Raw genomic sequence first — 12,715 nt, 5'->3', positions numbered from 1 at the left:
TCCTATCTGTTAGTAGGTTTTCACAGCTGATAGTTCATAATTCGAAAATTCAAGGCGCCGGATTAGGCGAACGCAAATGTATGGCTTGAATCTGCTGTAGCATGGCTTCATCCAGTTGTACGTCCAGGCTATCAAGATTCTGCTTTAACTGCGCCATGCTGGTGGCGCCGATGATGGTGCTGGTCACAAACCAACGGCTGCGCACAAAAGCCAGTGCCAGCAAGGTCGGATGTAAATTAAGCTGTTTGGCGAGTTCAGCATAAGCAGCTACGGCAGTGGTGACTGCAGGTTTGTTATAACGCTGGCCAAAGCCGCTGAATAGTGTCATGCGGCCAGCGCCGTCGTCATTAAGGTATTTGCCACTCAGCGTGCCAAATCCGAGCGGGCTATAAGCCAGTAATCCAACTTGTTCACGATAACAGGTTTCTGCCAGCCCATATTCAAATGTGCGATTAAGCAGGCTGTATGCATTCTGTATTGATGCCACGCGCGGCAATCCTGCATCATCTGCAGCACTGATAAATTGTGATACACCCCACGGCGTTTCATTGCTCAGACCGACATGACGAATTTTCCCCGCCTGAATTAAATCTGCGAAAACGCTCAGCTGTTCAACAATGGGCGTGGTAACCCGTTCTGCACTAGGGTCAAACTCGCTACTGCCAAACATGGGTACATTACGATCAGGCCAATGGATCTGGTAAAGATCGATATAGTCTGTTTTCAAGCGCGTCAGGCTTGCATCTATGGCTGCATGTATCTGTTTAGCAGTGATGCGCGGTCCGCCGCGTATCCATTCCATACCACGACCAGCCCCTGTAATTTTGGTGGCGACAATAAGTTTGTCGCGCTGCTGTTTCTGTAACCAGCGGCCGACATATTCTTCAGTGCGTCCCTGCGTATTCGCCCGTGGTGGTACAGGGTACATTTCCGCGACATCTATACAGTTAACTCCGCGACTTACTGCATAATCCAGTTGCTGTGCAGCATCTTCAGGACTGTTCTGTTCACCAAAAGTCATAGTGCCTAAAGTGATTTCAGACACCATTAAGTCACTATTACCTAGCTGCCGGTATTCCATGTTGTATCCTTGGTTATGCGAGGAAGTTTGATCAGTATTGATTTTACAGTCTGTGTGGATAATATTCCTTAAATTGTTCGCCGTGTTTGTGTTATTACTCAAACTATTGTTGAAATAATTCGACATGCCCTAAAGTTGGGCTAAATTATGACGATAAATAGAGTGTTACCTGATATTTCACCCCGAGGTCTATCATGGCTACTATTTCCAGCGTGGCACCAACGCTACTGCAATCAGCGGTCAGTCAAGTATTGCCTGCAACCTCAGCCAGTACCAGTAAATCCTTATCTTCACCAAGTGCAACAGTGATCTTAGGGAACGCAACGCCTGCACCACTAACTTATAATGCGTCAGGGAAGCTGGCTAACAGTCAGATTGCCCAACTTGAACAGGCCATTAACAATGATGTCAGTAATACAATTTCCGGGTTGTTTTCAGGGACTTCAACTGATTCATCAGCAGTTGGTCTGCCTGGATTGACTAATTCACCTGCTGGAAATGCCGCTGCTTCTGCAAATACGCCAGCTGCTCAGGCCGAACAAGGTGTATTGAATGCGCAAATGGTTGTGAATGAAACGCTGGCTTCTCTATTTTCGAACTCTACAACCAGTTCGACTTCCAGCAGTGATAGTGTCACTTCTTTGTTCAATTCAGAAAACTCGACGCCGTCGAGCGGCAATACTACACAAAGTGCACTTGATGCAGCGCAAACTGCCAATACATCACTATCAAATAAATTTCTTATAAATTAGTTTTTGTTGGCAAGTTAATGTGAACAAACCTTACGCTTGCTTTCGCAAGTGCAAGGCAGGGTTGGATCTATACGAGTTGATTTTTCTTGTTAGTAAGGCTGCTATTCGTCTGTATCCTTGGTGATCGGATCGGCTGGGCGCTTCCAATGCAATACAACTCGTTTATTATGCTTGCCGTCCAAAGTGACTTTTCCTGATTGCGCTTCTCCATCAAATACCGCATTCACTGTGTATGTACCTTTGGGTAGTCGTACATAGAGCATAGGGCCTGCATCTTTTAGCTCAAATACAACTTTGCCATGGCTATCCTTGATGCTGACAGGGATGTCTGCGAGAAATGTACCTCGCTCACTTTTTGAAAACTCGATATGTAAGGGATATTCATTGGCGACATTATGCATCATGGTTTGTTCGTCTACACCTATACCACCATTGACAAAATTGGCGGAGGCATCGTCTGCGTATGTCAGTGGCGTTGCTACACAAAGTGTAGAAGCTAGTAGTAGTGCGATTTTCAGTTTCATGGATTTTTCCTTTCACTAATTAATCTGATTAACCATGAGGAAGCCTGCCATGAATGTGTGGTGTTATTGAGCTTGTAGAAAAGAGTCATGGCCGTTCCAACCCCTGTTTTAAGTATACAACTCAGGGGGATATTAACAAGTAATGTCTGGGGCTATTGCCAGTGTAGTAACTTTAACTGCAGTTTGGTCTGGCCATTGTATTCGTTGAGTTCGGGCTGATAGACTGCGGTGATGGTATCAGGCAGCAGGTCGGTATGGTTGAAGAGGATGCTATCGTAACGTAGGCCTGAGTTTACGAGCATGAATTTCAGGTGTTTGTCTTTGAGCAGGCGTTGTTGGGTCACCTGGAAAGTGCCAGTGAAACTGGGGGCGGGGAAGCCTTGCCCCCATACCTGTTGGTTGATTTGCTTGGTGAAGTCTATGGTGAGATCTTGTGCGCTCAGTTCACCGTCGCTGGGGATGGTACGGGCGAGGTCGGCGGGGCTGAGCAGGCTGGTTACGACATCTTCAAATTGCTGGTTAAAAGTAGCAAAATCGACTTCACGTATAGATAACCCCGCAGCAGCAGCGTGACCACCGAACTTCAAAATTAAATCAGGGTTGCGTTTGGAAACGATATCGAGTGCGTCACGCAAATGCAATGCAGGGATGGAACGGCCTGACCCTTTTATTTCGCCGTCATTACCACGGGCGAAACAGATGACGGGGCGGTGAAATTTATCTTTCAGGCGTGAGGCGAGTATGCCGATGACACCCTGATGCCAGGTGGCGTCGAACAGGCTCAGGCTGTAATTGTCTGTGGTGGTGATGTTAGCCAGATGTGCTTGTGCCTGCTCCTGCATATCGGTTTCTATCTGGCGGCGCAGGATGTTCATCTGATGCAGTTGTTGGGCGATGCGGTTGGCTTCTTCTTCGTCGTTGCTGAGCAGACAGGTGATGCCCAGTGACATGTCATCCAGTCGTCCTGCTGCATTCAGGCGCGGTCCTATCATGAAACCCAAGTCACCCGTATTGGCAACATTAATTGAGCGTGCAGCGGCGTTGAACAGCGCGCGTATGCCAGCACAAGCGCGACCCTGACGCATGCGGCGCAGACCCTGTTCGACCAGAATACGGTTATTGTCATCGAGCTTTACAACGTCGGCGACGGTGCCGAGTGCGACGATATCAAGCAATTGCGCCAGATTAGGTACTGACTTTCCGTCAAATGCTCCCCGTGCCTGCAGTTCAGCGCGAGTCGCAAGCAGCACATAAAACATGACGCCTACCCCTGCCAGATTTTTGCTGGGAAAGGGGCAGTCGGGTTGATTAGGATTGACGATGAGTGCGTCGGGCAGACTGTCACCCGGCAGGTGATGATCGGTAATGAGGACTTCTATGCCGATGTCATGGGCGGCAGCTACCCCCGCGATACTGGCAATGCCATTATCAACGGTGACGATAATGTCAGGTTTTTGTTGGGCAGCAAGGGCAACGATTTCGGGGGTTAAGCCGTAACCATATTCAAAGCGGTTGGGGACAATAAACTCTACTGCCAGACCTAATAAACCTAAGCCACGTACTGCAACTGTGCACGCGGTTGCACCATCGGCATCATAATCAGCAACGACGATGATGCGCTGCTGATTAGTGATGGCATCCGCCAGGCGGGCGGCCATGGCGGAGATATTTTTCAGGGTCTGGTAATGCTGTAAGCCTGTGAGTTCAGTTTCCAGTTGATTCGCTTGTTCTACACCACGTGCTGCATAAACGCGTGCCAGTACGGGGTGTATGCCGGCGTTAATCAGATTTTGTTGGGCACTGAGCTGATATGAGCGTTGCGTTATTTGTACAGCGCTCATTCTACGACGCGCACGTCAGTGACAAAATATTGTGTTTCAGCGAAGCAGGTGCTCGGTACGCCAACGTGTTGCTCGTAAGTCAGGCTGACGCGTTTGCCCAGATTCTTGTTGATTTTGTCACTGACTGCGTCATCATTGACAGAGAACTGGAATTTTTCACTCAGCGTGCCTGGCATAGACACCATGGCTAATTCACCTTCCCATGTTTTGCACAGCCAGCCTTTGTGGGAGAATTTTTGTACATAACCTGCACGTTCACCTGATGAGTATGACCAATGTAAAGTTAGCCAAGTGTAAGAGGCGAAGAGTAGAATGCTGGTGACAATAAATCCAATTACCCAGCGACCTAAAACTGGTTTTTGTGTCATATATTTCCCCTAGTGAATTGCGTGCTATTTTAACTGAAAATGATGACAACTTCTTCGACTATTATTGATGTGATACGCCACGGTGAGCCTGTGGGTGGGCGTAAATACCGTGGCAAGATTGACGACCCATTATCTGAAAAAGGCTGGGCACAAATGCGTGGTGCGGTGGGCGAATATGCTGGCTGGCAGCAGATAGTGAGCTCGCCGCTGTTGCGCTGTGCTGGATTTGCTCAGGAGTTGGCGCACAAAAATGCTACGCCATTATTTATAGAACCACGCTTGCAAGAAGTCGGTTTTGGCGATTGGGAAGGTAAAACCAGCGCCGAGATTACCGCTGCAGATGCATCCTTAATATTTAATTTTAAGCGGGACCCAGTCGCTTATCGTCCTGCTAATGCTGAATCAATAACTGATTTTTATCAGCGGGTAAGTACTGCCTGGGATGAACTGACACAGCAATTTTGTGGACAGCACGTGCTGATAGTCGCGCATGCCGGGGTAATACGCATGATGCTGGCTCATGTGCTGGGTATGCCGCCTGAACATGCATATCGCATCCAGGTTGGCAGTGCTGCTATTTCCCGATTTAGTATAGAGCAGCGAGATGGTGCGTCGCACAGCAATTTATTGTTTCACGATGGTGTGCTTGAGGCATAATGTTGTACGCTTTTTCCTCAATATAAATATAAAACTGTAGTTGAGAGATGAATGAAGATTGAATCGACACCGCCGTCAGAAAAAAAAGAAAGCAAAATCAATACATCGCGTAGCGATCAGGAACAGATTGCTACCCATGTGTTGAAGATAGAAAGCGAGCAGAGCCACGCGCATCAGGCGGAGGTGCTGGCGCGCCTGCTGGCACGGCAAACGATATACGATAATGTGGGGCATGCTACGGCTATCGAGCTTGTACCGCGTATTCGTCTGGCTTATAACGGTGATGCGCCCAATGCAAAATCGTTACGGGATGGGGATGATACGACGCTGTTTGCAGGGGTGTTTTCGCTGACTGATGAAGGCAAGCAATTGCAGTATCCTGTGCTAATCAGTATATCTGCAGATAGTTTAAGTCATGATGACGTGAGTTATTTACCTCCTGAATATGTGATGTTTGCGTTGGATCTGAACAGCACTACCCAAATCACTTCACTATTACCAACCATACTGGAATTGTTGCGCCGAGGTTTTAACATGGCGCTGAATTGTAAAGTTAATCAGGTGCTGCCTCCAGAGTTGTTGGCACTCATTAAACTGGTACGTCTTGATGTTGGTGATTTGAATGTAATAGACCTTGAACATACAATCAAAGCGCTGCGTGCACTAGGGGTAGAAAAAATCTGTGCGTTTAATATAAGCTGTCAGGAAAGTCTGGTGGTTTGCCAGCGCTTGAAAGTAGATAGCTTCGAAGGCAATTTTTGTGATCTGCCGCATGCATTCAGTCATAAATTGATAGAGGTGGATTCGGCACGCATACGACAATTAATCTCAGCTGTGATTTCGCGCCAAGATTTGTGTGTGATAGAAAACATGATGAAGTTTGACCTGCGTTTGGTCTATCAATTGTTGATGTACGTTAAAGCGATTAATTCGGAAGCGAGTGTCAGCAGTATCGCCGAAGCACTGCAACAGCTTAAATTAGAAGGCTTGAAGCGCTGGCTATCCTTATTGCTGAACGCGTGTACGCCACCTACGCCACATTCCATTACCCTGATGAAACGTGGCCTGGCAAGAGCGCTTATTATGGAAGATTTGTCTCGAAAAAGTTTGCAGGTTCAAGATCCGGAAGGTATGTATCTGATAGGTTTGCTGTCGGTGATGGACAAGTTGTTGGGGCACAGTATGCAAAGCCTGATACGGCCACTACCATTGAATAAGGATCTGGCGGCAGCGATAATTGAGCAGAAGGGGAATAATGGTTTAATGTTGAAGCTGGCCATGTCAACAGAAGGCAGTGATACCGCTATGGTAGAGAACTATGCAACACGCTGTCTGATTAGTACGACGGATGTGAATCTGGCGATGATTAATGCCATGGTTAAGGCAGAAACCAGCGGGCTTTGAATTTAGGGTGATATTAAACCCTGGCGGATTTTATTCAGCTTGGCTTTAAGCTCGGGCATGATAGCAGCCGCTGCTTTTTCACCTTCTAGTACGGCCATATGCCGACCATCCAGATTGCTGACGTCTATATCCTGTGTGCGTGGGCGTATTACGATATCGGCATTGGAAACTTCATAACTGTTGATGGTCTGACTCATGATATCGAATGTCTGCATCAGGACGTCAACCGTACTGTTAGTGGTGTTGTTTTTGGGTTTGTTGGATATATCAACTGCGATGACAAAATCAGCACCTAAAGAACGGGCCACGCTGACTGGGACGGGTCGGACCAATCCGCCATCGACATAATTGTGTCCCGCGATAGTCACAGGCTGAAATATGCCAGGCACCGCACTCGAAGCACGCACTGCCTGACCCGTGTTGCCGCTACGAAATACCACCATCTCACCGCTGCCTAAGTCGGTAGCGACTGCGGCAAACGGACGTTTTAACTTCTCTATCGGCGTTTGTTTTACTGCTGTGTTGATAAAGCTCTGTAAGGCATCACCTTTAAATACACCCCGACTAGGCCATGTCCAATCAATGACGGACTGCTCTTCCATTTGTATAGCCACTTTTTGCAGTTCAAAGCCACTGTAGCCATAGGCATATAGCGCGCCAACCACTGAGCCTGCACTGGTGCCGACGATAATATCGGGCACGATACCTTGGGTTTCCAAATATTTAATCACCCCGATGTGAGCAAATCCACGTGTGCCACCGCCGCCCAGCACCAGTGCAATTTTTGGTGCGGTGCGGGTTGCCACTGGCTTGATGGGCTCAGGTTGATTGAGTAGCGTACCGCAGCCTGTCAGGCTAAATGCCAGCAAGAGTGCGATAAGGTGCAACAGAATTTTACGCATTTATTTCACACGCATACCTGCAGTAGCACCCGTATCAGGGCTGAGTATGTATAAGCCCGGTGTGTCGCCAGAAGCCGCCAGTACCATGCCTTCGGATAAGCCGAATTTCATTTTGCGTGGGGCGAGGTTGGCGACCATGACGGTCATACGGCCTATGAGTTGTGCGGGGTCGTAGGCGGATTTGATGCCGGCGAATACGTTGCGGGTTTGGCCTTCGCCGATGTCCAGCGTCAGACGGATAAGTTTATCTGCGCCTTCTACGTGTTCGGCGTTGACGATGTGGGCGACGCGTAAATCAATTTTGCTGAAGTCATCTATGCTGATTGTCTCGGCTATCGGCGCGATGGTCACAGCAGGTTTCGCCGGTTCTGGTGTTTCAACGATGTTAGCGGCGATCATGGCATCTACCTGTTTTTGTTCAACACGGGTCATCAAGTGACTGTATGTGTTGATGGTGTGTTGGGCTAATAATGTTTGCGCATCAACCCAAGTCATTGCTGGGATGTTGAGGAACTGTTCTACATCTGCTGCGAGCTTGGGCAGTACTGGCTTGAGATAGAGCGTCAACAGTCGGAACAAGTTCATGCTGACACTGCAAATTTCATGCAGCAGCGCATCTTGTCCTTCTTGTTTGGCAATTTCCCACGGTTTGTTGTCGTTGACGTACTGGTTAGCCTTGTCAGTCAGGTGCATTATTTCACGCAAGGCACGACCGAAGTCGCGGCTTTCATAGCATTCGCCGATAAGTGTTGCGGCGTGCTGGACTTCGTTGAGTAGCTCGGAAGTCGGCAGGCTGTCAGCAAATTTGCCATCAAAACGTTTGGCGATGAAACCTGCGGTACGGCTGGCAATATTGACATATTTGCCAACTAAATCACTGTTCACACGGGCAATGAAATCATCCAGACTTAAATCCAGATCTTCCATGCTGCCATTGATTTTGGCGGCGAAATAATAGCGTAGCCATTCTGGATTCATGCCGCTATTGATATAGCTTTCAGCGGTGATAAAGGTACCACGTGATTTAGACATTTTTGCGCCATTTACGGTGAGGAAACCGTGCGCAAAGATGCCTGTCGGGGTACGGTAACCTGCATTTTTGAGCATGGCTGGCCAGAACAGGGCATGGAAATAGAGGATGTCCTTGCCGATAAAGTGATACAGCTCAGTGTCACTGCCCGCTTTCCACCAGGCATTGAAGTCCAGCTGTTTAGTCGTGGCAAGGTGTTTAAAACTGGCCATGTAGCCTATCGGTGCATCCAGCCAGACGTAGAAATATTTGCCGGGAGCATCAGGGATTTCAAAGCCAAAATATGGCGCATCACGGGAAATATCCCAGTTTTGCAGACCTGCGCTAAACCACTCGTCGAGTTTGTTGGCAGCTTCTTTTTGCAATGCACCAGAGCGTGTCCACTCACGCAAGAATTCACCACAGTCACCCAGTTTGAAAAAGTAGTGCTCTGATTCGCGGCGTACTGGTGGCGTGCCTGAAACTGCAGAAACTGGGTTGATGAGATCGGTCGGGGAGTAGGTTGCGCCACATACTTCACAGTTATCACCATACTGATCCTGCGCACCACATTTTGGACACTGACCTTTGATAAAGCGGTCTGGCAGGAACATTTCCTTGCTGGTGTCGTAGTATTGTTCTATGGTTTTGCGCTCGATCAACTGTGCGTCGCGCAAGTTCAGGTAAACCTGGCTGGCGAGTTCACGATTCTCTATCGAGTTGGTCGAATGGTAACTGTCAAAATTGATGTGAAAACCGGTAAAGTCACGCAAGTGCTCGCCATGTACGCGGTCTATCAAGGCCTCAGGCGTGATCCCCTCTTTTTCTGCACGCAACATGATGGGCGTGCCGTGGGTATCGTCAGCGCAGACGTAATAGGCTTCATTACCCTGCATTTTTTGATAGCGCACCCAGATATCGGTCTGGATATATTCGACCAGATGACCGAGGTGGATAGCGCCATTGGCGTAGGGCAGGGCGGAGGTTACGAGGATTTTGCGGGTCATAGTCATTATTCAGGTGGTTAGTTCGTCAGTCCAGAGGACGGACATTGTAAAGCGACTATTTTAAGCCATTAAACAGGTATGCGGAAAGGGCAATGCCTAAAGCAGCTAATATCAGGGTGGTGATGGCGACCATGTTGGTCCAGTAGCCTTCGGGAATTTCTACCGGTTTGAAAGTGCGTAATACGCGCCGATATTGTATGACAGACAATACCGCCATCGTGCTTCCAAGCACAATAAAGCCCATGCCGACCCAGAATGATACGCCGCGTTGAAAAGGTTGCGGTGTGTGCGAGGCTAATATGTGCAAGTACAACCCAAAGCGTTCAACTACGAAGCCAAACGCCATCAAGGTTAGGCTGGTACGATTCCACGCCAGCAGGGTGCGCTCTGCGGCGAAGAATACGCGAGGATCATTCAAATCCGACACGCTCAGGCGAGTAGTTGCGCCAACACAAACGGCAAAATACCGCCGCTCTGGTAGTAATCAACTTCTATTGGTGTGTCGATACGCAACTTGACCATGGTCGTATCCGTGGTGCCATTGGCACGGTGGATAACGATTTGCACATCCTGTTGAGGCGTAATGCCGTTTTCCAGACCTAGCAGATCAAACGTTTCACTGCCGTCGAGTTTGAGTGTGGTGGCATCTGTGCCTGTGTGGAATTGGCACGGTAATACACCCATACCTACCAGGTTGGCACGGTGGATACGTTCAAAGCTCTTGGCGATGACGGCTTTTACGCCTAGCAGTTTTGTACCTTTTGCCGCCCAGTCGCGGGATGAACCGGTACCGTATTCTTCACCGGCAAATATCATCAATGGTGTGCTGTCTGCCTGATAAAGCATGGAAGCATCGTAGATAGCCATTTCTTCGCCGTCAGGCTGGTGCCGAGTTACGCCACCTTCTGAGCCAGGGATCATCAGGTTTTTGATACGCACGTTAGCAAACGTGCCGCGCATCATGACTTCGTGGTTACCACGGCGCGCGCCATAGCTGTTGAAGTCCGCTTTGTCTACGCCATGCTCCAGCAGGAATTTACCCGCTGGTGAACTAGGTTTAATAGAGCCAGCCGGGCTGATGTGGTCGGTAGTGACTGAATCGCCAAATACTGCCAGCGCACGCGCACCATGAATGACGCCGCTGTCACCTGCTGCACCGTCAAAGAACGGCGGTTGCTGGATGTAAGTTGAATCTGCATCCCAGTCGTAAACGCTGCCTACAGGTGCAGGTACGGCTGCCCATAACGGATTGTCTGCGGTGAAGTCTGCGTACAGTGCGCGATATGTCTCGGGGTTGGTTGCTGTGCTCATCACTGCTGCAACTTCTTCCAAGCTAGGCCAGATGTCTTTCAGATACACAGGTTTTCCATCTTTACCATTACCGATAGCTTCGGTGCTCAGGTCTTTATTCATGGTGCCAGCCAAGGCATAAGCAACTACCAATGGCGGAGACATGAGGAAATTGGCCTTGACGTTCTGGTGGACGCGGGCTTCAAAGTTGCGGTTGCCAGACAGTACCGATGCCGCTATTAAATCGTTATCGAGAATAGCGGTTTCAATCGCTGCAGGCAACGGACCTGAGTTACCGATACAAGTGGTGCAGCCGTAACCTACCAGTTTGAAGCCTACATCGCCAAGCGCATCCATCAAGCCTGCCGCTTTGAGATATTCGGTAACAACGCGTGAGCCTGGTCCCAACGAGGTTTTGACATGTGATGGTACGGTCAAGCCTAATGCAACAGCTTTTTTCGCCAATATGCCTGCTGCCAGCATAACGCTCGGGTTGGAGGTGTTGGTACATGAAGTAATCGCTGCAATCACCACATCACCATGACCTAATGTGCTGTCGCCACAGGGTACACGGCTGGTTAATGCTTCAGCCGATTTGCCATAGCCACCTGCGCTGACAGGAAGCGAGAACAAGTCGGAAAATTTGGATTTGACGTGATCAAGTTCGATGCGGTCTTGTGGACGGCGCGGACCAGCAACAGAGGGCACAACACTGCCTAAGTCTAATTCCAGCGTTTGTGAGTAATCACAGTCGCCTGCTTGTGGAATGCCGAATAAACCTTGTGCTTTAAAGTAATTACGGATGCTGTCAACTTGTGCTGCGCTACGGCCTGTGGCGGTATAGTAGGCACAAGTAGATTCATCTACCGGGAAGAAGCCCATGGTTGCGCCATATTCTGGTGCCATGTTAGCTATCGTTGCGCGATCTGGTAGTGAAAGTGCTGCTGCACCTTCACCAAAGAATTCTACGAACTTGCCGACGACTTTTGCGCTGCGCAGCATTTCGGTAATGGTCAATACCACGTCAGTCGCGGTAATGCCTTCGCGGATTTTACCTGTTAAATTGACACCAACCACGTCAGGCGTGAGGAAATACACGGGTTGCCCAAGCATGCCTGCTTCCGCTTCAATACCACCCACGCCCCAGGCTACGATGCCCAGACCGTTGATCATGGTGGTGTGTGAATCGGTACCGACCAAAGTATCAGGATAATACACGCCTTCTTTTTCCATGACGCCACGCGCCAGGTACTCAAGGTTGACTTGATGCACAATCCCGATGCCTGGAGGCACCACTTTGAACGTGTCAAACGCTTGCATGCCCCATTTTAGGAACTGGTAACGTTCGCGGTTGCGCACAAATTCCAGCTGCATATTCTGTTGTAATGCGTCAGGCTGGTTAAATACGTCTACCTGCACTGAGTGATCGACCACCATATCCACGGGAACCAGTGGCTCAATGAGCTTAGGGTTTTTGCCGGTTTTTGCTGTCGCGGTGCGCATAGCAGCTAAATCTGCCAATAGTGGTACACCGGTAAAATCTTGTAGTAGTACACGGGCAACGATAAATGGAATCTCTTCAGTACGATTAGCATTGGGTTGCCAATTGGCTAATTCGCGTATGTGTTGTTCGGTGACTTTTTTGCCATCGCAGTGGCGTAATATGGCTTCCAGTACGATACGGATAGAAACAGGGAGTCGAGATATTTTGCCTATGCCAGCGGACTCAAGTGCAGGGAGTGAATAGAACTTACCTTGTTTGCCATTGCCTAAATTGAACTCGGTGAGCGTGTTGTATAAATTATGCTGGTTCATAGTTACCATGTCCAATCGTAGTATAAGTGTGTTAATTTTACTGTATTTTATTCAACTTGAAACAG

The 12,715-nt window shown here is 48.9% G+C and carries 11 protein-coding genes; 3 read left to right on the top strand and 8 right to left on the bottom strand.

Annotated elements, in window-relative coordinates; translation table 11 throughout:
• Positions 1-49: 49 nt before the first annotated feature.
• Positions 50-1,081: an aldo/keto reductase gene (locus SFSGTM_RS10830; RefSeq protein ID WP_162085179.1), complete on the bottom strand. Its 1,032-nt coding sequence runs from the start codon at positions 1,079-1,081 to the stop codon at positions 50-52.
• A 194-nt stretch (positions 1,082-1,275) separates the two neighbouring features.
• Between SFSGTM_RS10830 and SFSGTM_RS10825 the strand changes: the two genes are divergently transcribed.
• Positions 1,276-1,833 (top strand): hypothetical protein, encoded by a 558-nt coding sequence (locus tag SFSGTM_RS10825; RefSeq protein WP_162085178.1) that lies wholly within the window; start codon positions 1,276-1,278, stop codon positions 1,831-1,833.
• 101 nt (positions 1,834-1,934) lie between these two features.
• Here SFSGTM_RS10825 and SFSGTM_RS10820 read toward each other — a convergent pair whose 3' ends face one another.
• From SFSGTM_RS10820 to SFSGTM_RS10810, 3 genes are all read right to left on the bottom strand, one after another.
• A complete protein-coding gene (locus tag SFSGTM_RS10820) occupies positions 1,935-2,357 on the bottom strand; it encodes a hypothetical protein (RefSeq protein ID WP_162085177.1) in 423 nt (140 codons plus the stop codon).
• 152 nt (positions 2,358-2,509) lie between these two features.
• Positions 2,510-4,198, bottom strand: a complete 1,689-nt coding sequence (recJ, locus tag SFSGTM_RS10815) for a single-stranded-DNA-specific exonuclease RecJ (RefSeq protein ID WP_162085176.1) — start codon at positions 4,196-4,198, stop codon at positions 2,510-2,512.
• Entirely contained in the window at positions 4,195-4,566 is a 372-nt protein-coding gene (locus SFSGTM_RS10810) for a DUF8785 domain-containing protein (protein WP_174237412.1), read from the bottom strand. The genes recJ and SFSGTM_RS10810 overlap by 4 nt, the downstream gene beginning before the upstream one ends.
• A gap of 39 nt (positions 4,567-4,605) precedes the next feature.
• Between SFSGTM_RS10810 and SFSGTM_RS10805 the strand changes: the two genes are divergently transcribed.
• Both SFSGTM_RS10805 and SFSGTM_RS10800 read left to right on the top strand, forming a co-directional pair.
• Positions 4,606-5,223: a histidine phosphatase family protein gene (locus SFSGTM_RS10805; protein WP_232525965.1), complete on the top strand. Its 618-nt coding sequence runs from the start codon at positions 4,606-4,608 to the stop codon at positions 5,221-5,223.
• A 51-nt stretch (positions 5,224-5,274) separates the two neighbouring features.
• Positions 5,275-6,627: an EAL and HDOD domain-containing protein gene (locus tag SFSGTM_RS10800; protein WP_162085175.1), complete on the top strand. Its 1,353-nt coding sequence runs from the start codon at positions 5,275-5,277 to the stop codon at positions 6,625-6,627.
• 2 nt (positions 6,628-6,629) lie between these two features.
• On the opposite strand, the gene SFSGTM_RS10795 is transcribed toward SFSGTM_RS10800, so the two are convergent.
• From SFSGTM_RS10795 to acnA, 4 genes are read right to left on the bottom strand one after another with little or no spacing between them, the layout of a single operon-like run.
• Positions 6,630-7,529 carry a patatin-like phospholipase family protein gene (locus SFSGTM_RS10795; protein ID WP_162085174.1) on the bottom strand — a complete coding sequence of 300 codons (900 nt, stop codon included), beginning with the start codon at positions 7,527-7,529 and terminating at the stop codon, positions 6,630-6,632.
• Positions 7,530-9,545, bottom strand: coding sequence for a methionine--tRNA ligase (gene metG, locus SFSGTM_RS10790; RefSeq protein ID WP_174237443.1), 2,016 nt, complete (start codon positions 9,543-9,545; stop codon positions 7,530-7,532). It lies immediately after the preceding gene.
• Between the two features lie 55 nt (positions 9,546-9,600).
• Positions 9,601-9,972, bottom strand: a complete 372-nt coding sequence (locus SFSGTM_RS10785; protein ID WP_162085172.1) for a YidH family protein — start codon at positions 9,970-9,972, stop codon at positions 9,601-9,603.
• Positions 9,973-9,974: 2 nt separating this feature from the next.
• The gene (gene acnA, locus SFSGTM_RS10780; protein ID WP_162085171.1) at positions 9,975-12,650 is read right to left on the bottom strand and encodes an aconitate hydratase AcnA; all 2,676 of its coding nucleotides are present in this window, start codon (positions 12,648-12,650) and stop codon (positions 9,975-9,977) included.
• Between the last annotated feature and the right edge of the window lie 65 nt (positions 12,651-12,715).

Origin of the sequence: Sulfuriferula nivalis (assembly GCF_009937995.1) — a bacterium.
In the GTDB taxonomy this organism is placed as follows: domain Bacteria; phylum Pseudomonadota; class Gammaproteobacteria; order Burkholderiales; family Sulfuriferulaceae; genus Sulfuriferula; species Sulfuriferula nivalis.
The sequence above is the reverse complement of the archived record's forward strand: the minus strand, read 5'-3'. Positions and strand labels throughout refer to the sequence as shown.